Source organism: Rhodococcus sp. 1R11 (genome assembly GCF_004563845.1).
Classification (GTDB): domain Bacteria; phylum Actinomycetota; class Actinomycetes; order Mycobacteriales; family Mycobacteriaceae; genus Rhodococcoides.
The window spans coordinates 156,280-176,501 of sequence record NZ_SPNG01000005.1 but is presented as its reverse complement, the minus strand read 5'-3'; the positions used below and the strand labels follow the sequence as shown (position 1 = coordinate 176,501).

Genomic DNA, 20,222 nt, shown 5'->3' with positions numbered 1-20,222 from the left:
ACCATACGACACCCAGGCCCGTACGGCTGTGGAGATCTCGCCAGCGTCCGACCCTGACAGCGGCGTACATTGTTACTACAGATCATGTAGTAGCTGGAACCGCCGTGGGGGGACCACAATGTTCGACGCCTTGCCTCTGACTTCGGCGCAGGCCGATATCTGGATGGCTCAGCAATTCATGCCGGACGCGCCCTTCGCCATCGCTTACTACGTCGATCTGGTCGGTGCAGTGGACCTGGATGCCCTGGTCGACTGCGGTAGCACGGCGCATCGCGAGTTCTCGTCGTCGACGATGCGCATCGTCGAGGTCGACGGCATCACGATGCAGCGGTTCGAGGCGGCGGAGACCGACGCAGTGCAGACCCTCGACTTCCGTGAGCACGACTCTCCGGCAGACGCGGCCCGACAGTGGATGAACGACGATTGTCGAACACCTCTGTCGACGGACGGTCAACTCGTACGGTTGCGTGTCCTCCGCGTCGGGGACGACCGCGTGTTCTGGTACACCAGAGCCCACCACATCGCGCTCGACGGCTATGCGTCGATGAAGGTGCTCGAGCGGGCGGCGGCTCTGTATGCCGCAGTGCAGGACGGCGTGGAGCCGCCGAGGGTCGAGCCGACGACTCCCGCGGCACTTCTCGCCGAGGACGAGCGCTATCACGCATCCACTCGCGCACGGCGGGATCGGGAGTACTGGGAATCCGCTGATCCGGGCTATGCCGCATCTTGGGGTCGGAGTGCTCAGCCTGAGTCGGTGCCGATCGTCGTCGGGGAGGACCGGTCGATTTCTCCGACCGTCCGAGGTCATGCCACGTCGACCGTGGTGATCGCGGCATTCGCTGCCTTCCTCTCGCGCATGAACGATGTAGACGACGTCGATCTGTCCTTGCCCGTGTCTGCACGGCCGACAGCACTGCTGCGCCGAGCCGGCTCGTCGTTGTCGCATGTGGTGCCGTTGCGGCTGCCGGGCGTCGGATCGGCGACAGTGAGCAGCGTGGTGAAATCGGCCGAGGTCGGACTCGCAGCCGTACTACGGTACCAACGCAGCAGGCCCCCGGCGTCGGAGAGCGGACGTGCCCTGCGCGCAGGCCGTTTCGGGCCGACGATCAACGTGATGATGTTCGCGAACACGGTGTCCGTGGGCGACTTCGACGGCGAGATCAACATTCTGGCCACGGGTCCGGTGTCGGACCTTGCCGTCAACATCTATCCCGGTCGAGGCGGAGCTCGTCCGCGCATCGACTTCGAGGCCAACCCTTCCGCGTACACCCCGAGAGACCTCGCTCGCCACCACGAACGGTTCCTGCACTTCCTCGACCGTTTTGCCGAATCCGGCTACGGGGACACGGCGGTGGCTGACCTCGACCTGTTCCTCCCCGACGAGCGAGATGCGACGCCCGCTTCGGCCGGCGCGGCCGTCACCGAGCACGGTTCTCTCGACGAGACGTTTACCGCGGCAATGACTAAGTACAGCAACCGAATTGCGATTCAGGATGCGCATGTGTCGGTCACCTACGCGGAGTTGGCCGCGAGAGTTGCTGCACTCGCATCTGCTCTGACTGCCAGAGGAATCGGCACCGAGGACCGGGTCGCTGTGCGCATCGGCCGATCCGTCGAGGGGGTCGTCGCGTTCTGGGCCATCGCACGAGTGGGTGCGGTGTACGTTCCGGTCGACCCGAATCACCCCCGCGAGCGGGCGCAGTTCGTGGTGCACGACAGCGAGGCAGTGTTGGGCCTATGCATAGGCGGCAGCGAATTGGGCGAGGTCGAGTGGCTGGACCTCGAGAACGTTGTCGCGGAGGGAGGCTCGACCGATCGTTCCGCGTCGACCGCACCACACCGGGCGGCCTACGTCATCTACACCTCCGGATCCACCGGCACGCCCAAGGGTGTCGTCGTCACCCACGATGGAATTCCCGCTCTGGTGCAACAGATCCGACGCAGCTACGACCTCGACGCCAGGTCTCGGGTGTGTCATCTCGCCTCACCCGGATTTGACACCGCCATAGTCGAAATGCTGGCGGCAGCAACAGCAGGCGCGGCAGTGGTGATCGCACCGACAAGTAGTTACGGTGGCGCAGAACTGTCCGATGTGACTGCCCAAAAGGCAATTACACACCTATTCATCACGCCTTCGGCGCTGGCGACGATGGAGCCCGCAGCGCTGGTGGGTGTCGGGACGATCATCATCGGCGGTGAAGCAGCCCCGCAGGATACGGTCGACACTTGGTCGACGGGTCGACGACTGCTCAATGCCTACGGTCCCACGGAGACGACCTGCAGTGTCACGATGACCGAGCCGCTGAACCCGGGCAGCGCGGACGGAATCGGTCGAGCCATGGTGGGTGCGGTGATTCACCTTCTCGATCGCACTCTGCGGCCTGTTCCGTCGGGCGCAGTCGGCGAGATCTACATCGAGACTCCAGGCGTCGCACGCGGATATCTCGGCCGGACCGCGGACACCGCGGCGTGTTTCGTCGCGAATCCGTTCGGCAGCAACGGGAGTCGGATGTTCCGCAGTGGAGATCGGGCGCGTCTGCGCGGAGACGGCACGTTGGAGTTCCTCGGCCGCACCGACGATCAGATCAAGATTCGGGGAAATCGCGTCGAACTGGGTGAGGTCGACGCTGCGCTACGGGCGCATCCGGACGTCGCATCGGCATCGTCTGCGTTGCGTCGCAGCCACACTGGGGATCTGCGTATCGACGGCTATGTCGTGGCCGCGAGCAGCGAACACGCGCTCGACGCCGAGGCCATTCGTCGGGATCTCGCGCAGAGACTGCCTACCCACATGGTGCCGTCGACCCTGTCGATTCTCGACGAGATTCCGTTGACCATCAACCGGAAGGTCGACCGCGGCGCACTCCCTCTCCCGAGCCCGGCCGCGTCGACGTCCGGCGGTCGAACCGAGCCGTCCGGTGCCACCGAGGAGGTGGTGTCGGCCGCGTTCGCGCGCGTGCTCGGCAGGGACGGTGTCGATTGCACCGCGTCGTTCTTCGACCTCGGAGGCGACTCGCTGGCGGCGACCAGAGTCGTCGCGTCGGTGCGGGCCGAGGTCTCGGTGGACATCGGCGTGCAAGACCTCGCCGATGCCCCGTCCGTCGAGGCTCTGGCAGGACGGATCGACGAACGTCGACGTGTCGGTCAGCAGCAGTCGCGGCCCGAACACTGTATGTCGGAAAGGGTTTCGGCAATTCCGCTCGCGCCGCAGCAACGTCACATCGATCGAGGCGCGCAACTACCGCTGTACAACCTGCCGTTCACGGTCACGATTTCCGGGGAGTTCCACGCAGCGGCAGCCGCGCAGGCTTTGACCGACCTGATCGATCGACACAGCACGCTACGTACGCGCTACCCGGATGTCGACGGGGTCCCGGTGCAAGTGGTCGAGCCAGACTCTGCCGGCGTCGCACCGAATCTCGATGTCCACCACTTCGCGGATACCGTGATGACGCAGATCCTCGAGCAACCCTTCGACGTGCGCACCGAGTTTCCGATCCGAGCGCGCCTGTTCGCAGTAGCGCCCGATCGTCACGTGCTTGCGTGCGCCATTCACCACATCGCCGCGGACGGGTGGTCACTGGGGCTGTTGGCGTCGGATTTCGTCGTCGCGTATCACGCCAGGATGACCGGCGCCACGCCGTCATGGCCCGAATTGCCCTTGTACTACGCCGATTACAGTGTCTGGGCCGTCGAAGGCGACGTATCGGCCGATCTGGACTTCTGGCGCGCAGAGCTGGCGGACGTTCCCAGGTCGAGGGACTTGCCACTGGACCGCCCGCGAGCACAGGACTGGGACTTCTCCGGCGCACGCACGTCGCTTCGCTTCGATGCACACGCCACGGAGAGGATGACCGATCTTGCGCAGCGTTGCGGGACAGGACGATTCACGGTGCTGCGCGCAGCGCTGTTGATTCTGCTCGCCGAGACGACCGCGTCCACCGATCTCGTCATCGGAACCCCGGTTGCCGGTCGCGACGACCCGAACCTCGAGCAGGTCGTCGGAACCTTCACCACCACCGTCGCCATCCGGACCGAGATCGCTGCGGCGACAACCGTCGGGGACGTTGTGAAGGCGGCCCGGGCCAGTGAACTGCGGGCTTTCGACCATGCGACGGTGCCGTTCGGAGATGTCGTGACTGCTGTGACTGCGGAGTCGTCGGAGGCGCGGCATCCCATCTTTCAGGTCGCGCTGTCGCTGGATGTCTTTGCGACCCAGACGCTCACCATGGGGGACGTCCGCTTCGAGATCACGCCGCGGCCGATCGACATCGCCAAGTGCGATCTCCACTTTCACGTCACCGAACGGCGGGACGATGAAGGGAAGGCTATCGAGACTACGGTCGATATCGTCTATCCCACAGCATTGTTCGACGAGAACACCGTCACGGAGTTCGGGCGTCGATTCGAGCAGATCCTGACGGCAGGTGTCGCAGAACCGGACTCGGCGTGGCGCAATCCGACCACCTATGTACTACATGATGTGTAGTATCAGCGGTGCGTGAGGTGCACGCGACTTCGAAGCCAGCGGGAGAACGCATGTCCACCTTCAACGGCCTTCCGGCCCATATTCTGCTCGTTCACTTCATCGTGGTGCTGGCACCGTTGACCGCGCTGCTCGCCATCGCGGCCAGTATCTGGACCGGTGTGCGCAGCAGGCTGGTGTGGCTCATCGCAGCCCTGGCGGTGTTCACGTTGGTGCTGACGCCGCTGACCACCGAGGCGGGCGAGTGGCTCGAGAAGCGCGTACCCAAGACCGAGGCGGTCGAACAGCACACCGAGATCGGTGACTGGATGATCTACTTCTCCGTCGGTCTGGTTGTCGTCGCGGCGGCACTGGTGTTCCTGCATCTGCGTGAGCGTCGCGGCAACGCACCGGTTCGGTGGCAGTCGATTGCGGTGGTGGTCTTGGCAGTGGTGATCGGAGCGACCACAATCGTCCAGGTGTACAGAATCGGCGAGTCCGGCGCGCGCGCTGCCTGGGACGACGTATCGGCGACGGCGGACAATGGCTGAGCCCGAGCCGAGCCTGCACGAGCACGAACCGCACGGAGATCTGTCCGGTCGTCTGAACTGGCTGCGGGCCGGGGTGTTGGGTGCGAACGACGGCATCGTCTCCACCGCGGGTCTGGTCGTCGGTGTCGCGGCCGCCACCACAGACCGAGGCTCGCTGCTGACTGCCGGTCTCGCGGGTCTCGTTGCGGGGGCCGTATCCATGGCACTCGGTGAGTACGTCTCGGTGAGCACGCAGCGTGACGCCGAGCGTTCGTTGCTGATCAAAGAGCGCCGGGAGTTGGAAGAGCAACCCGAGCAGGAACTGGCCGAGCTCGCGGCACTGTACGAGGCAAAGGGGCTCTCGGCCGACACCGCGCAGACCGTCGCGCGCGAACTCACCGAGCACGATCCGTTTGCCGCACACGTGGACGTCGAATTGGGAATCGACCCCGATGCGCTGACCAATCCGTGGCAGGCGGCCGGCTCGTCTGCGGTGTCGTTCGTCAGTGGTGCCCTGCTGCCGTTGCTGTCCATTCTGTTGCTGCCGGCGTCGCTGCGTATTCCGGTGACGTTCGTCGTGGTGCTGCTCGCTCTGGCCTTGACCGGCAGCATCAGCGCGCGTCTCGGCGGTGCGCCGGGTCGGCCGGCGATGATACGAATCGTGATCGGTGGTGCGATCGCGATGGCCGTGACCTATGCGATCGGCCAACTCGCGGGCGTCGCGGGTATTTGAGATCAGCGGAAGATCGAGGTGGCTGCTTCTCCGGTTTCGGGTGCCACCACATCTTGTGCGACGTCGAACAGCGCCACCGAGATGACGGTGAAGGCGAGGACGAGGACCAGGCCGGCCGCAAGGATTCCGCGATCGTGACGGTGCCGTGGTGGTTCGCTGAGGGCCTTGACCCGCCGCACGACGTCGCCGCCGGTACTGGCGAGAGTGCGAGTTCCACGGTCGAAATGATTCCGGAGCAGAGAGGTCCTGGCGATGGCAGACAACGTCTCTCGCCGTCCCAGCTTTGCCGCACTCTCGTCTGCCTGACGCTCCGCCGCGTGCCGTACCTTCGCGGTCAACGGTTCGAGAATCGGATCGACGCGGGCCGCGATTTCGCACATCTGGATCCACACGCTGTGACGGTGCCTCAGATGGGCGCGCTCGTGCTCGATCACTGCTCGTAATTCGTTGTCCGACAACGCTTCCGCGAGTCCGGTGGTGATCACGACCGCACCTCCGCCGGAGGGGACGGCAAAAGCGTCGGGAACGTCGGACTCGACGACGACGATGCCGCCCGTCGTTCGCGCCTCGCCGCCGAATTCGGATGCGATGGACGTACTGGCGACGACGCGTCGAACATGGCGGGCCAACTCGACCGACCGCCAGATTACCCACGCGCAGATCACGATTCCGAGTGTCACCCACACGGCCTTACTCGTCGTCAGAAACACCGCGGCGAGCGCAGTCAGGGACGCGAGCACCGAGAACGCCGTGACCACAGACAGAACGGGCAGCAGTACGACGGCGGTCGAGGGGTTGAGACGACGGTCGATGCGGTCGGCTCCGAATCCGAGGAGCAGCGACAGCGCCCACGGCAACACAGCGACGATCAGGAGCAGAGTCATCGATGGTGCTCGGCTGCGTCCGACTTGGCGAGTAACTCTCGCAGCGTCGCCTCGTCCTCAGGGTCGAGTGCGGCGACGAAGCTGGCCAGTACGTCGGCGCGCTCGGCTCGTGTGTCGAGCTCGGTGCGCATTCGCATCGCGGCCCGAAGCACCGGGATCTCGTCGACCGGAGCGTTGAGGGTGTAGACGTACGACCGTCCTCGGCGTTCGCGATCGACGAGGCCTTTGCCGTGCAAGCGCACCAGAGCGGTCATGACAGTGGTGTGGGCGAGATCCGAGCCCAGATGCTCGCGCGCTTGGGCGACCGAGAGTTCCGTGTGCTCGCCGAGCAGATCGAGGATCGACTCCTCCAACTGTCCGGACGCTCTTCGCACTGCGATTCCTCACTCGATTCGGTTACTTCGAGGATAGGCCAGTTCGAGGTCCCGCCACTATCCCGCGGCCTCGAGAATGTCGGTCAACGCGTCGATCAGGGCCACGATTCGGGCCGACGGCGGCCTACCGCGCATCGTGTGAATTTCGGCCCGGCGCTGAGCGAACACCGGATGCACGAGGGGGATGTACGTCAGGCCCGATTTGCGGTCACCACCCAGGTCGCTGACGAGCGCGACGCCGTCGCTCGAGCGAGCGAACTCCAGTATCGGAGCCAGCCGCTCGCATTGCAGACCGACGTGGGGCGAGAGTCCCTCCAGACGGATTCCGGCGTCGAACAATTCGCGTTGACTCGAGCCGGTGGTCGACAGCGCGAGGGGATAGGCGCAGATATCGGCCAGATCGACGGTGGCTCGGTCGCTGAGCGGGTGACCGAGCGCGACGACGGCGCAGATGGGCACGGTGACGGAATGTTCGACCGTCACGTCGGTGCGTCGACCGAGCGAGAAGGTGACCGCGACGTCCGCGCGGGCGTCGACCACCCGTCGGCTGGCCTCGTCCGGCCCCACCACGTCCAAAGTGAACGTGACCGACGGGTGAGTCCGATGGACCGACGCCATGGCCCGTGGGACGACGGACTGCGAGAAACCTTCGGTGCAGGCCACGGTGACGCTGCCGTGTTCGGTGGCGTCGACACTGCGTATTTCGGCGATGAGAGTCGACGATTCCACTTCGTGTCTGCGCGCGTGGGCGAGGAGGCGATGGCCCGCTTCGGTGAGCGTCATTCCCCGGGCATGTCGCGCGAAGAGCGGCACGCCGATGTCACGTTCGAGCTTGGCGATCTGTCTGCTGACCGCCGACGCGGCCAGATGTTGTGTTGCGGCCGCCTCGGTGACCGACCCCGTTCGCGCTACTTCGCAGAAGTACGTCAGCGCAGAGGGCATCAGATGCAACGAAATCACCTCTTCTTTCACAGCACTGTCACGGCGGTGACACGTGATTGTCATCGAGCCTCTGTCGGTCCGAGCGTTGCTTCTGAGGCAACGCAGGGAGCGTCAATCGGCAATGGTGTAGACGGTATCGGGCTCGCTACTGTCAGGCGAACACCAGGCCGACGACGAGGGAGATTCGATGAACCGCGAGCATGTGATCGCGCAGGCCCAGGACTTCTACGATTCGGGTGCGTTCCATCGTGAACTCTCCGAGCTCGTGTCCGTCCCCTCGGAAAGCCAGTCGACGGCCGGTCGAGTTGCGTTGTCGGCATATCTCCAGGATCTCCTGGTGCCGAGGCTCGAGGCACTCGGGTGTGCGGTCGAGACCTATCCCAACCCGGTCGAGGAGGGTGGTCCCTTCCTGATCGCCACCCGTCACGAGGGCCCCGAACTGCCGACCGTGCTCTGTTACGGCCACGCCGACGTGGTTCTGGGCATGGCCGAGGACTGGTCGGACGGATTGTCGCCGTGGACTCTCGTCGAGCGGGACGACCGGCTCTACGGGCGCGGAACGGCCGACAACAAGGGTCAGCATCTGGTGAACCTCGCGGCACTGCGGACGGTTCTCGACGCCCGCGGATCGTTGGGATTCAATCTGACGCTGCTGTTCGAGACCGGCGAGGAGATCGGCTCACCCGGACTCGAACAATTCGTGTCGGATCACCGAGGCGAACTCGCTGCCGATGTGCTGATCGCCTCGGACGGACCACGCCTCGACGCCCAGACGCCCACACTGTTTCTCGGTGCCCGTGGGGGCGTGGACTTCGATCTCGTCGTCGACCTACGTGAGCGCGGCTACCACTCGGGCAACTGGGGCGGACTGCTCCGCAACCCCGCGACCACCCTGGCCGGTGCCATCGGGACCCTCGTCGACGGCCACGGCCGTATCCAGCTCGACAGCCTCGTGCCCGAGCGCATTCCCGAGTCCGTCGTCGATGCGCTCAGAAGTATCGAGGTCGGACGCACCCCGGGTGATCCGGTGGTCGACGCCGGCTGGTCGGCCACCGAATTGTCGCCTGCAGAGCGGGTTTTCGGGTGGAACACTCTCGAAGTGATCGCTATGAACGCCGGCAACATTCTCGAACCGGTCAATGCGATTCCCGGCCAGGCGCGAGCGCGGTTGCAGCTGCGGTACGTCGTCGGGACCGACCTCGACGATCTCGGCGCGCGGCTACGACGACACCTCGACTCACACGGGTACTCGATGGTCGCCGTCGAACTCGGCATCTCGTTCCCTGCGAGCCGAACGGACCCGAACGACCCCTGGGTTCGCACGGTCGCCCAGTCGGTCGAGCGCACCGTCGGGTCCCCGGTCACCGTGCTGCCCAACATCGGTGGGTCCTTGCCCAATCACGTGTTCACCGACACCCTCGGCATTCCGACGGTCTGGATGCCGCACTCCTACCCGGGATGCCGTCAACATGCACCCGACGAACACATGCTCGCATCCGTTGCTCGCCAAGGACTCGCCATGGCCACGGGCCTGTTCTTCGACCTCGGCGCAGGTACAGACGACGACCGCGACGCATCGCTCGAATCCGCCAGCGCCTCGCGCTCCTGAACCCCACCGGAGAAACCGACATGTCCACTGCACACGTTCATCGAACTCCCGATCGTGACGACGCGGGTGACGCCGTTGTGTCCGTCAAGAATCCGGTCCGCGCCATCGCTGCCGCGACCATCGGGAACGCTCTCGAATGGTTCGACATCGCCATCTACGCGTTGTTCGCCATCTACATCGGGCAGAACTTCTTTCCCTCGGCCGACCCCGGCGTGCAACTTGTGCAGACGTTCGCGGTCTTCGGGGTCTCGTATCTGATTCGACCCCTCGGCGGACTGATCCTCGGCTCCTACGCAGACCGGAAAGGGCGAAAGAAGGCCCTGGTGATGAGCATTCGCCTGATGGTGCTCGGAACCGCGTTGATCGCCTTCATGCCCAATTACGACGACATCGGCATCCTCGCCCCCATCGGAATCATCGTGGCGCGCCTGATTCAGGGCTTCGCTGCCGGCGGCGAATTCGGAGCGGCCACATCCTTTCTCGTCGAACAGAACGGCAAGCGCCGCGGATTCTTCGGCAGCTTCCAGTTCGCCAGCCAGGGGTTGGCAACGCTGATGGCGGCCTCGTTCGCCGCCGGATTGACCGCGGTGTTGTCCGAGGCCAGCATGGTCGACTGGGGTTGGCGAGTGCCGTTCGTCTTCGGGCTCATGGTGGGTCCGGTGGGATGGTTCATCCGCCGTCACGTCGACGAATCACCGGCCGTCGTCGCCGCGTCGGACACCCCGAAATCGCCTGTGCGCGATCTGTTCAAGAACCAATGGGGAGGAATCCTCATTGCCGGCGGTGTGCTGGTGGTGTCCACTGCGCTCAACTTCATTCTGCAGTACCTACCGACCTTCGGTATCAAGCAACTGGGACTGAACAATTCGCTGTCGTTCGTCGCACTGATGATCACCGGCGTCATCCTGACGGTGGTGACACCGTTCGTCGGCCAGCTGTCCGACAAGGTGGGCCGCATCAAGATCATGTTGCCGTCGGCGATCGCGATCGGCGTCAGCGTCGTTCCACTGTTCATGTGGCTCATCGCGGTGCCGTCGTTCCTCACGCTCGCTCTCGTCATGACCATTCTGGGTTTGTTGAAAGCGCTCTACTTCGGCGCGCTGCCGTCGGTGATGTCCGACGCGTTCCCGGTCCATTCGCGGGCCACCGGACTGTCGTTCGGATACAACGTCACCACGGCGATCTTCGGTGGATTCACTCCGACCATCGCGGCCGCTCTGGTTGCCGCGACCGGACAGGCGGTGTCCCCGGGCTACTACATCCTGGCGGTGTCCCTGGTCAGTATCGCTGCGTTGATCGGTGCCGTACGGATTCGCGGGATTCGCTAACTTACAGATACCTAGCGGTCGGCAAATTGATGTAATACGCTGATCTCATCAGCCCACCACCTCGAGGACGATCCATGAGCGTCGAAGCGAACACCCGGACGATCGAGAAGAGCGTCGTCACCGATTTCAGTGACCGCATGAGCTACGGCTCGTACCTCGACCTCGATACGCTGCTCAGCGCTCAGAAACCGGTGAGCACCCCCGAGCATCACGACGAACTGCTGTTCATCATTCAGCACCAGACCACCGAGCTGTGGCTCAAGCTGGTGCTGCACGAGACGCTGGCCGCGCGTGCGGCATTGGATGCCGACGACATTGGCACCGCGCTCAAGTGTGTGGCCCGGGTCAAGCACATTCAGAAGACACTGACCGAGCAGTGGTCTGTGCTGGCCACTCTGACGCCGACGGAGTACTCCCAGTTTCGTGACTTTCTCGGGAACTCCTCGGGCTTCCAGTCGTACCAGTACCGGGCCGTGGAGTTCGTGCTCGGCAACAAGAATGCGGGCATGTTGACGGTCTTCGAGTCCGATCCTGCTGCTCACGAACAGCTTTCGACTCTGCTGCACGAGCCGAGCCTGTACGACGCGTTCTGGCGGTCGTTGGCGCGGCAGGGGTACGACGTACCGGCGTCGGCCCTCGAGCGTGACGTCACGACGGCATACACGTTCAACGAGGACCTGATGCCGCTGATCAAGTTCGTCTACGAGAACCACACCGAACATTGGGCGGTGTACGAGGCATTCGAGGAGCTCGTCGACCTGGAGGAGAACTTTCAGCTCTGGCGCTTCCGCCACATGCGCACGGTGCTACGCACCATCGGAATGAAGAGCGGGACAGGAGGGTCGAGCGGGGTCGGGTTCTTGCAGAAAGCGCTCGAACTCACGTTCTTCCCTGAATTACTTTCTGTGAGAACGGAAATCGGACGATGATGGAACGTGCACTCGAACTCGACAACAAGGACCCGCTCCGTAGCTATCGCGACAAGTTCCTCGGTAGTGACGACCCGTCGATCACCGCGTATCTCGACGGCAACTCGCTGGGCCGGCCCACCAAGGCCAGCGTCGAACGGATCAACACCTTCATGACGCAGGCCTGGGGTGGACGCCTCATCCGCGGCTGGGACGAGCAGTGGTTCGACCTCCCCGTCACCATCGGCGACGCCCTGGCCGTCGCCACCCTCGGGGCAGCGCCCGGCCAAACCACCATCGGCGATTCGACGACGGTACTGCTGTACAAGCTGGCACGGGCGGCTATCGCCATGCGGCCCGGCCGCACCGAGATCGTCATCGACCGTGACAACTTCCCGACCGACCGATACCTGCTCGAAGGTATTGCGGCCGAGATGAATATGACTCTGCGATGGATCGAGACGGACCGCCGCGGAGGCATCGAACCGGAACAACTCGCCGAGGTGGTGGGGGAGAACACCGCCCTGGTCGTGATCACCCACGTCGCCTACCGCTCCGGCTTCCTCGTCGACGTCGCCGAGGCGACGCGCATCACCCACGAGGCCGGCGCACTGATGCTGTTGGACGTGTGTCATTCCGTCGGTTCGGTGCCGCTCGAATTCGATTCGTGGGGAGTAGATCTGGCCGTCGGGTGTACGTACAAGTACCTCAACGGAGGTCCGGGTTCGCCGGCCTTCGCGTACGTGCGCAGTGATCTTCTGGCCGACTTCGTGCAGCCGATCTGGGGCTGGATGGGTCGGGCCGATCCGTTCGAGATGGCGCAGGGTTATGTTCCGGCACAGGGTATTCGACGCGTCATCAGTGGCACACCGTCGGTGTTCGGCATGATCGCGATGCAGGACACCATCGAGATGATCGCCGAGGTGGGGATGGACGCAATACGTGCGAAGTCCGTCGCATTGACCGAATACGCCCTCGAACTTGTCCGCGAGATGCTGGTGCCGCTCGGGGCGGAGATCGCCTCACCCGAAGACTCGAATCGACGCGGCGGTCACGTCACCATCGACCATCCCGAGTTCAAGGCGATCACCGCTCGCCTGTGGGAGCAGGGCGTCATCCCGGATTACCGCGCGCCGCAGGGTATTCGACTGGGACTGAGCCCCCTGAGTACCTCGTACCGCGAGGTGTATCTGGGTATCGTGGCGATTCGTGACGAACTTCGCGCCTAGCATCGCCGGGGCCATCCTCGACGACTTCGAGTCTCGTCCGGGTAGTGCGACGTCATTGGTGCGCACGGTGCTCGGAGCCTACGTTCGGCCTCTCGGCGGGTGGTTTGCCATCGCCGATTTCGTCGTCTGGATGGACGCGCTGGGAGTGCCACCGGAAAGCACGCGCATTGCGGTGACGAGATTGAAGAAGAAGGGCGTCGTCGAATCCGCTAACCGTGAGGGGCGCACCGGCTATCGGATCACAGAGCAAGCCGACGCGATGTTCGCTCGGGGGGACGGTCGGATCTTCGGCTTCCGGCGGATGGCCGACGGCGATCCATTTCGGTTGATCTCGTTCACCATTCCCGAGACGCAACGCGCGGCGCGGCACCAGCTGAGGCGTCGGCTCACGTCGATAGGTTGTGGGACCGTCTCACCAGGATTGTGGATCGCGCCCGAATATCTCGCGGCGGAGGCCGGTGCCATCGTCGACGCGTTGGAGTTGTCGCAGTACGTCACGACGTTCATGGCGTCCGAGGTCGCGCCTCCCGGCACGCTGCGTGAGAGTGCCGAGCAGTGGTGGGATCTGGCCGGCATCGCCGATCGGCATCGGGCATTTCTCGACGCCTTCGACGGCGGGAGGCCGGCTCGGAACCCGCGCGACGCGTTTGTCACGTTCGTGCCGTTGCTCGACGAATGGCGAGTCATTCCCTACGTCGACCCGGGTCTTCCGCCGTGCATGACGCCGGAGGACTGGCCGGGCACCCGGGCCGTCGCCACGTTCGAGACGGCCCGGGAGCGCTACTCCGATCTGAGTATGGAATGGGTCGCGTTCTAGCGATCCTGGTACGACGGCTCGCGCTTCTTGATGTACGAGATGACGCGGTACGTGATCGGCATGACGATGACCTCGGCCAGCGTCTTCCACAGGAATCCGACGATGACGTAGTTGATGAAGTCGGTCCACGTGGTGATGCCGATGACTCCGGCGGCGATGGAGCAGAAGATCAGGGTGTCGAAGAATTCGCCGACGATGGTCGAGCCGATCAGTCGCGCCCACAGGTGCTTTTCCTTGGTGCGTTCCTTGATCTTGACCAGGACGACGGAGTTGAGGAGCTGCCCGACGGTGTAGCCGGCGAGACCTGCGAGGACCAGTCGGGGGACGACGCCGACGACGCTTTCGAGGGCGGCCTGGTTCTCGTAGAACGAGGCGGCGGGGAGTTCGATGGCGATCCAGAAGCACACGGAGGTGAGCAGCAGGGAGCCGAAACCGAGATAGATCGCGCGTCGCGTGGCTTTGAAGCCGTAGACCTCGCTGAGCACGTCGCCGAGGATGTAGGCGAGGGGGAACAGAAAGAATGCGCCGTCGGTATTGATCGGCAGGATTTGGAACGGTCCGAGCATGACGTCGGACGAGGCGAAGAAGGCGACACCTTTGCTGGCGGCCACATTCGAGATCAGCAGCGTCGCGACGAACAACGCGACAATGGTGGGGTAGTAGCCCCGGCTGATGTGAGCGAACGTGGCCTGCCCAGACTCGGCGCCGCCGTCGGGGGCGGTGTGTTGGGTAGTAGTCACCTGACAATCCAAGCACCGAGACGACGATGGGCGCGAATCCCCGGGGTAGGGGATTCGCGCCCATCGAGGCGGATTGCAGGTCAGGCGACGTGGCCACGCACCGTGACGCGGTAGGCGTAGGTTCCGGCGATGATCGTGATCGGGATGCTCGCCAGCAGGCCGATGCCGAGGAGGAGGCCGCCGACGATATTGATGCCGACCAGGGCGAGCGCGAGGACGAAGAGGGTCCCGCCGTTCGACGCAATTGCCTGCGCGCTGGCCTTGATAGCCGGGATGGGTTCGTCGCCGCGGTCGATGACGAACTGGAAGGTCCACCACGTGAAGAACGTGATGACGATGCCGGGAATGATCAGCAGGACGAAGCCGATGCTGGTTGCAATGCCGACGAGGATGCCGGCGATGATGACGGCGGCGACGTTGCCGAATTGGAAAAAGGACCCGAACGCGGGCTTGATCCCGTCCACCTCGTGCAGAGCGCCGCGGACGAGCGCCGCCTGGATGAGGAGTGCGACGACACCGACGATGATGCTGAAGACCAGGCTGAGGACGATGCTGTCGGAGCGCAGAACGACGTTCAGGACGCCCTGGATGATCGCGGCGATCAGGACGATGCCGATCCAGACGAGGGCATTCTGCTTGAACTTCTCGAACGCGTAGCCGATAGCTGTTCCCACGGATAGCTGCGTCGGCATCGGCGAGTTACCGAAGGACGGAGGAGGCGGCGGGTAGTTGCCCTGTGGGGGCGGTGGGTAGCCGCCGGGTGGCGGATAGCCGCCTTGCTGGGGGTAATCGCCGGGAGGAGGCGGGTAGTTCCCGGGCGGCGGATAGTTGCCTTGCGCGGGTGGTGGGTAGTTGCCGGGTGGTGGGTAGCCGCCGCCCTGCGGCGGGGGATAACCACCGGGGTTCTGTGGATCCTTGTCGGGGTCGTAACCGCCTGAGGTCATCGTGTCCTTCTCCCTCGGGATGAGTTGTCGCGGTCACTGTACGTCCGATTGATCCCGAGTTGGGCTCTGTCGCGTTGCAACGTGATCTCGATCGGTTCGTAGATCAGAGACTCGCGGGGTCGAACACCCACGGTTCGCGTGGCACCTGCGTCGGCTTCCATATCTCCAGCAGGTCCTCGGCGTTCTTTACGTCCGGTACGCCGAGGGAAGCGGTGATGAGCGACCACGCGTCGGGTCGTTCACGCAGCGTCACCGCGCCGTCCCGTTTGGCCAGACGCTTGCCTTCGACGTTCAGAGCGAGGGGCACGTGGACGTACGTCGCGGGGGTCAGGCCCAGGAGTTGAGCGAGATATCCCTGCCGTGGCGCGGACGTGAGGAGGTCGTCGCCGCGCACAATCTGGTCGACGCCTTGAGCGCCATCGTCGACGACGACGGCGAGGTTGTAGGCGGGCACACCGTCGGATCGACGCAGGACGAAGTCGTCCACCTGCCCTCGGAATAAGCCATGCAGCTGATCGACGATGGTGAATTCTGTTACCTGCGAACGCAATCGAATGGCCGGTGCGCGGTCCTTCGCTGCTTTCTCGTCAGCGGTCAGGTTTCTGCAGGTTCCCGGATATGCGCCGTCGGGTGCATGCGGAGCCGACGCGGCCTGCAGGATTTCCCGACGCGTGCAGAAACATTCGTACGTCAGCCCGGCTGCGGTCAGCGTGCGAATCGTGGCGTCGTAGATATCCCGACGCTCGGATTGCCGCATGATCGGCCCGTCCCAGTCGAGTCCGATGGCGGCAAGGTCGTCGAGTTGGCGTTGCTCCGAGCCGGCCTTGACGCGATCGAGGTCTTCCACGCGCATGACGAACCGCCGTTCGGTGGAGCGGGCGAAGAGCCAGGCCAGCAAGCCTGTGCGCAGATTGCCGAGATGGAGATCACCGGAGGGACTGGGAGCGAAGCGTCCGGCGGGCATGGGAGCAGCTTAGTTTTTAGGCGATAGGAAGATACAGGGGCTCTGTCACCGGCATCGGCCTGCAATGACCGTGCTAGCAGTACCTCCATCAAGCGCAATGTGCTGTCGGACCCACCCCCATATAGTGGAAGTGTGACAACACCCACCCCTAACCCACGCAAAGTATTCGTGATCCATGGGCGTAATGACACAGCGCGGAACCAGGTCTTCGCCTTCCTTCGCGCCTTGGGGCTGTCCCCGATCGAGTGGGACCAGGCGGTTCACGAGACCGGTGAGGGTGCTCCATACATCGGTCAGGTTCTTGATAAGGCATTCGAGATCGCGCAAGCTATCGTTGTGCTAGAAACGCCGGATGACATCGCCTACCTCCGCGGCGACTTGGCAGATGAGGGCGATCCTGAAACGTCCCCCCAGCCACAACCTCGTCCTAACGTGCTTTTCGAGGCAGGCATTGCAATGGGCCGAAACCCAAGTCGAACCATTATCGTCGAGTTTGGCCGTATCAAACAGTTCAGCGACATCCATGGCCGGCACACTGTCCGCCTTGATGGCACCCCCGCGAAGCGGCATGCGCTTCGAAGTCGCCTAGCCACCGCTGGGTGCGAACTAGAAGAAACAGGCTCGGATTGGCTGTCCTCCGAATTGACACCCCCCGGCGCACCAGGAGGCGGTACCCCGCTCGGGAAAAGAATACCTAGGTCCGAACATCCCACGCGCCCGGGGTTTTCCGCAACGCATCATACCCGGGGTGGGAACAAGCTCGACTACGTCGAGATCACCAACAGAGGCCCTGGTGATGCGTTCGACGTCGACGTGGAAGAGGTCAACCCAACGGGACAGGGACTCCTACGGGACAACGAACCACTGCCAGTTCCCAAGCTCCCTCCCGGCAAATCGATTCGTTTGAACTATATGGGGAACATCGCGATGGGTGACAACAAGCGTTACTTCACCCTGCTCATTAACGGTCGCACCGCGGACGGACAAGACTTCGAACAAGAAGAGTTCGTGAGTATGACATGAACGTAGCGATCCCCGCCGACGACGACAACTTTCTGCGCCGAGAGTGCCCAACCTGCGAACAACAGTTTAAGTTGAAATTAGGACCAGCTAACGCAGAAGGCGCAGGCGAGCCGTCCGCAGAGACCTATTTCTGTCCTCTCTGCGGCGTACCAGCAGGGGCTTATCAATGGTGGACCAAAGAACAACTCGACTACGCTCAGGCTCGTGCTATGCCGGACATCCTCGCCCAGCTATCAAATGAGTCCGGCTTGGAGATCACGCAAACAGGCGACGTGCCGGAAGCCATGGTCGAGCCCAACGATATGGACATCGTCCAGTCCCCTTGCCATCCGGAGGAACCGGTCAAGGTCCCCAGCGAGCACCGACAATCAATCCACTGTCTTGTATGCGGGTCGAGCTTTACTGTCTGAACCTTGGTGACAGCGATCGATGTTCGTTCGTCCCGTTCTCACCCGTGGCGGTGCGACACGGGTGGGGAATTTCAATGAACGCCGTCAAGCGAGGTTCAGATACTCGTTGTTTCGGCGAGCCTCGTCCGGCCGCTCGGCATGCTTCGATAGCAGTGGATTGTAGCTAGCCGCCGCCCCGTTGATGCCCACCTCTAGGCTGCGATCATGCAATGGTGGGAGCGGTTCGCTAATCAGGTGTTTTCGCCCGAGTGGGCGGCGGATGTGTTGCAAACCGTTGCGGGGGCTGGCCTAGCTCTAGCTGTAGCAGTGTTAGTTCTGCGGAAGCAGCTCAAGCACGATCGGAACTTAGCGCGTGAGCAGCGGAACGAAGACTTGAAACTTGCTGTGGCTCAACGCCACGCTGAGGCGGCGGGCATGCTGGGTCGTCGGCTCATCTTAGGGGCTACCGCCCTAAGGGACCTCGATGATCTCGGGCTGATTGAATGTGTGCGGAACCGGGATGTCGGTTCATGGATCACGGATCAAGTCATGCCGGGTTTAGAGGATGCACATGCGCTGAATACAGAAGTGAGCTTGGTTTTTGACCCAAGAGAAGCGAAGCCATTCTGGTCGGTCTGGATGAAGCGACTTCATGAGTGGAGCGTTTTTCGGAGTGCCTTGTTACACCTCGATAGTTCGCAATCACTAGGGCCTACGAACACTGAGGCATTCGAACACGCCTTCTGCAGTGCCGTCGACGAACGCATGACCAAAACTACGGCAGTTCTGATGGAGATCGGGAAGAGTTGGGTCCGCTGGGACGGAACCGGTAGTTTTCCATCGGGTACTGACGTCTTGGGGCGCCACAGCTTGACAGACTGGCCCGGCGTTCCGCTAGACGCACATTGGCGTAGAACTCAGCGGGAGGAGTTCTTGGAGTCAATCCGAGCAAGACTATGAACCAACAACTACTCATCGCTCGGATCGAACGCGCCCGGGGATCTACTCGATGACGATGACTATCGCGAACCCTTCTCGCGACTACGGCCGACCGGCGTATGAAGGCTCGTGCATTCTGACCCTGAGTGTCCTTGCAGCCGAGCACAAACCTAGGTACCCGTCCGGGATGTCGTATCGCTTCCCGGAATGGCATTCCAGCAAGCAGCTAATTCGTTAACAACTGACGCATAGAAGCAAGGCGGAGTTATGCCCATCGAAGAAACACGGCACGAGTTCAGTTCGTCGACGCAGTCCCCTGACTTGGCTACAGTGCGCGCTGTACGCGCGCTCAGGGACCGGGACCGGGACCGGGGGCGGGCGGCGAAAAGAACGACCCACACGCTGAAAGCTTGGTCTGCACTCTTTATTGCTGCTGTGTCCATTACATTGATAACCATCCTAGTCGTGCCGTGGGCCATCGACCATCGTTGGTGGGGAGCGCGGGTCGAGTGGGGACCAGCGTCGGGGTACGTTGCTGCATTTCTCACCCTGCTCGCGATCATCGTCGCTCTTCTCGGCAATAAGCGTTCGCAGAAGATGTCGCGAGAGGCGCTATCACAGTCTCGTGCCTCCTACGCGCTGTCGGAGCGAGCACTTGAGGAGTCGCAAGCCAAGGCAGTTTCCGATCGCGTGTACTCACACCGCCGCGAGAACGTCAAAGCAGTTGCGGACATGTGGTTCGCGCTCGACACCTTCGACTCCGCGGTGGACAGCTACCGCACGGCGCGAATAGAAGCGCAGCAGCACTCCGCCAATGGCCCAACTCCTACTCAGACCGCTGCAGAAGGAGGGCTCTCTGCCCTTAGAACCGTGCTGGTGGATGCTTCCGCGAAAGCAGATGCGGCCCTGATGTACGCACGCATCATCACCGATAGCGGGCCAGTGCTGGAGCACGTCGCGAATGCCGACATCGCTTTCAGGGCACTCTCCCACGAGGTTTTCCACACACCGGCGGACTACTCCTACCGCGGTGTTGACACTGCCCGCGACTGGTCCCGCGCTCTCGAAGCGCACCGACAAACGCTATTCGGGCTTCGAAAGACGTCGATCGAGCTGTTGCGCACCCGACTCCCGCTGCACGATCAGGCTGAGCAGGATGCCAAGTCACAGCGCAAAAGGAATGCATCCTCGCGTGGTCTAGCGCGCGCCGTCCGCGAGCACAGCCCGACGGAGTCGATAGAAGCACTTCTCAAGCGGTCGCAGGAATACACCGATGAGGAGCTAGCCTTGGACGGGTTGCCGCGCACGACTTGAGGGCGGCGGCCCGTGGCCTCCTATTGCGCCGTCATCTTGACCACTCCGTGGTCAACTCGCCCAGGTCATGTCGTCATCGATGACGAAGAA

The 20,222-nt window shown here is 63.2% G+C and carries 17 protein-coding genes; 11 read left to right on the top strand and 6 right to left on the bottom strand.

Annotated elements, in window-relative coordinates; genetic code table 11:
- The first annotated feature begins 118 nt into the window (after window positions 1-118).
- The 3 genes from E4P29_RS10860 to E4P29_RS10850 are packed head-to-tail and all read left to right on the top strand — an operon-like array spanning window position 119 to window position 5,728.
- On the top strand, window positions 119-4,489 hold the full coding sequence (locus E4P29_RS10860; RefSeq protein ID WP_135044532.1) for a non-ribosomal peptide synthetase: 4,371 nt from the start codon (window positions 119-121) through the stop codon (window positions 4,487-4,489).
- Window positions 4,490-4,539: 50 nt separating this feature from the next.
- The gene (locus E4P29_RS10855; protein ID WP_135044530.1) at window positions 4,540-5,016 is read left to right on the top strand and encodes a DUF2231 domain-containing protein; all 477 of its coding nucleotides are present in this window, start codon (window positions 4,540-4,542) and stop codon (window positions 5,014-5,016) included.
- Window positions 5,009-5,728, top strand: coding sequence for a VIT family protein (locus tag E4P29_RS10850; RefSeq protein WP_135044528.1), 720 nt, complete (start codon window positions 5,009-5,011; stop codon window positions 5,726-5,728). Before E4P29_RS10855 ends, E4P29_RS10850 begins: the two co-directional genes overlap by 8 nt.
- Before the next feature lie 2 nt (window positions 5,729-5,730).
- Here E4P29_RS10850 and E4P29_RS10845 read toward each other — a convergent pair whose 3' ends face one another.
- From E4P29_RS10845 to E4P29_RS10835, 3 genes are read right to left on the bottom strand one after another with little or no spacing between them, the layout of a single operon-like run.
- Entirely contained in the window at window positions 5,731-6,612 is an 882-nt protein-coding gene (locus tag E4P29_RS10845) for a M56 family metallopeptidase (RefSeq protein WP_135044526.1), read from the bottom strand.
- Entirely contained in the window at window positions 6,609-6,986 is a 378-nt protein-coding gene (locus E4P29_RS10840; protein ID WP_135044524.1) for a BlaI/MecI/CopY family transcriptional regulator, read from the bottom strand. Before E4P29_RS10840 ends, E4P29_RS10845 begins: the two co-directional genes overlap by 4 nt.
- A gap of 57 nt (window positions 6,987-7,043) precedes the next feature.
- On the bottom strand, window positions 7,044-7,991 hold the full coding sequence (locus E4P29_RS10835; protein WP_209205370.1) for a LysR family transcriptional regulator: 948 nt from the start codon (window positions 7,989-7,991) through the stop codon (window positions 7,044-7,046).
- A 124-nt stretch (window positions 7,992-8,115) separates the two neighbouring features.
- On the opposite strand from E4P29_RS10835, the gene E4P29_RS10830 reads away from it, so the two are divergent.
- From E4P29_RS10830 to E4P29_RS10810, 5 genes are all read left to right on the top strand, one after another.
- Complete coding sequence (locus tag E4P29_RS10830; protein WP_135044523.1) at window positions 8,116-9,537, top strand: M20 family metallopeptidase; 1,422 nt, start codon at window positions 8,116-8,118, stop codon at window positions 9,535-9,537.
- Window positions 9,538-9,557: 20 nt separating this feature from the next.
- Window positions 9,558-10,865 (top strand): MFS transporter, encoded by a 1,308-nt coding sequence (locus tag E4P29_RS10825; protein WP_135044521.1) that lies wholly within the window; start codon window positions 9,558-9,560, stop codon window positions 10,863-10,865.
- A gap of 74 nt (window positions 10,866-10,939) precedes the next feature.
- Window positions 10,940-11,794 (top strand): tryptophan 2,3-dioxygenase, encoded by an 855-nt coding sequence (gene kynA / locus E4P29_RS10820; RefSeq protein ID WP_135044519.1) that lies wholly within the window; start codon window positions 10,940-10,942, stop codon window positions 11,792-11,794.
- Window positions 11,794-13,002 carry an aminotransferase class V-fold PLP-dependent enzyme gene (locus tag E4P29_RS10815; RefSeq protein ID WP_135044922.1) on the top strand — a complete coding sequence of 403 codons (1,209 nt, stop codon included), beginning with the start codon at window positions 11,794-11,796 and terminating at the stop codon, window positions 13,000-13,002. The genes kynA and E4P29_RS10815 overlap by 1 nt, the downstream gene beginning before the upstream one ends.
- Complete coding sequence (locus E4P29_RS10810) at window positions 12,983-13,819, top strand: PaaX family transcriptional regulator C-terminal domain-containing protein (protein WP_135044517.1); 837 nt, start codon at window positions 12,983-12,985, stop codon at window positions 13,817-13,819. The genes E4P29_RS10815 and E4P29_RS10810 overlap by 20 nt, the downstream gene beginning before the upstream one ends.
- Here the strand turns inward: E4P29_RS10810 and E4P29_RS10805 are convergent.
- The 3 genes from E4P29_RS10805 to gluQRS form a co-directional block, all read right to left on the bottom strand.
- Complete coding sequence (locus E4P29_RS10805) at window positions 13,816-14,559, bottom strand: queuosine precursor transporter (RefSeq protein WP_027494587.1); 744 nt, start codon at window positions 14,557-14,559, stop codon at window positions 13,816-13,818. The two genes, E4P29_RS10810 and E4P29_RS10805, sit on opposite strands and share 4 nt — an antisense overlap.
- Window positions 14,560-14,639: 80 nt before the next feature.
- Entirely contained in the window at window positions 14,640-15,503 is an 864-nt protein-coding gene (locus tag E4P29_RS10800; RefSeq protein WP_135044515.1) for a hypothetical protein, read from the bottom strand.
- 103 nt (window positions 15,504-15,606) lie between these two features.
- Entirely contained in the window at window positions 15,607-16,467 is an 861-nt protein-coding gene (gene gluQRS / locus E4P29_RS10795) for a tRNA glutamyl-Q(34) synthetase GluQRS (RefSeq protein WP_135044513.1), read from the bottom strand.
- Between the two features lie 132 nt (window positions 16,468-16,599).
- Between gluQRS and E4P29_RS10790 the strand changes: the two genes are divergently transcribed.
- The 3 genes from E4P29_RS10790 (at window position 16,600) to E4P29_RS10780 (ending at window position 20,132) form a co-directional block, all read left to right on the top strand.
- Window positions 16,600-17,490, top strand: a complete 891-nt coding sequence (locus tag E4P29_RS10790) for a nucleotide-binding protein (RefSeq protein ID WP_135044511.1) — start codon at window positions 16,600-16,602, stop codon at window positions 17,488-17,490.
- Window positions 17,487-17,900 (top strand): hypothetical protein, encoded by a 414-nt coding sequence (locus E4P29_RS10785; protein WP_135044509.1) that lies wholly within the window; start codon window positions 17,487-17,489, stop codon window positions 17,898-17,900. The genes E4P29_RS10790 and E4P29_RS10785 overlap by 4 nt, the downstream gene beginning before the upstream one ends.
- A gap of 1,185 nt (window positions 17,901-19,085) precedes the next feature.
- On the top strand, window positions 19,086-20,132 hold the full coding sequence (locus tag E4P29_RS10780; protein WP_135044507.1) for a hypothetical protein: 1,047 nt from the start codon (window positions 19,086-19,088) through the stop codon (window positions 20,130-20,132).
- Window positions 20,133-20,222: the final 90 nt, after the last annotated feature.

Bases quoted from the DNA above. Each gene is read 5' to 3' on its own strand.
- E4P29_RS10815 (WP_135044922.1), top strand. From the start codon at position 11,794: ATGGAACGTGCACTCGAACTCGACAACAAGGACCCGCTCCGTAGCTAT.
- E4P29_RS10785 (WP_135044509.1), top strand. From the start codon at position 17,487: ATGAACGTAGCGATCCCCGCCGACGACGACAACTTTCTGCGCCGAGAG.
- E4P29_RS10825 (WP_135044521.1), top strand. From the start codon at position 9,558: ATGTCCACTGCACACGTTCATCGAACTCCCGATCGTGACGACGCGGGT.
- E4P29_RS10855 (WP_135044530.1), top strand. From the start codon at position 4,540: ATGTCCACCTTCAACGGCCTTCCGGCCCATATTCTGCTCGTTCACTTC.
- E4P29_RS10780 (WP_135044507.1), top strand. From the start codon at position 19,086: ATGCCCATCGAAGAAACACGGCACGAGTTCAGTTCGTCGACGCAGTCC.
- E4P29_RS10860 (WP_135044532.1), top strand. From the start codon at position 119: ATGTTCGACGCCTTGCCTCTGACTTCGGCGCAGGCCGATATCTGGATG.
- E4P29_RS10850 (WP_135044528.1), top strand. From the start codon at position 5,009: ATGGCTGAGCCCGAGCCGAGCCTGCACGAGCACGAACCGCACGGAGAT.
- E4P29_RS10830 (WP_135044523.1), top strand. From the start codon at position 8,116: ATGAACCGCGAGCATGTGATCGCGCAGGCCCAGGACTTCTACGATTCG.
- gluQRS (WP_135044513.1), bottom strand. From the start codon at position 16,467: ATGCCCGCCGGACGCTTCGCTCCCAGTCCCTCCGGTGATCTCCATCTC.
- E4P29_RS10800 (WP_135044515.1), bottom strand. From the start codon at position 15,503: ATGACCTCAGGCGGTTACGACCCCGACAAGGATCCACAGAACCCCGGT.
- E4P29_RS10835 (WP_209205370.1), bottom strand. From the start codon at position 7,991: ATGACAATCACGTGTCACCGCCGTGACAGTGCTGTGAAAGAAGAGGTG.
- E4P29_RS10845 (WP_135044526.1), bottom strand. From the start codon at position 6,612: ATGACTCTGCTCCTGATCGTCGCTGTGTTGCCGTGGGCGCTGTCGCTG.
- kynA (WP_135044519.1), top strand. From the start codon at position 10,940: ATGAGCGTCGAAGCGAACACCCGGACGATCGAGAAGAGCGTCGTCACC.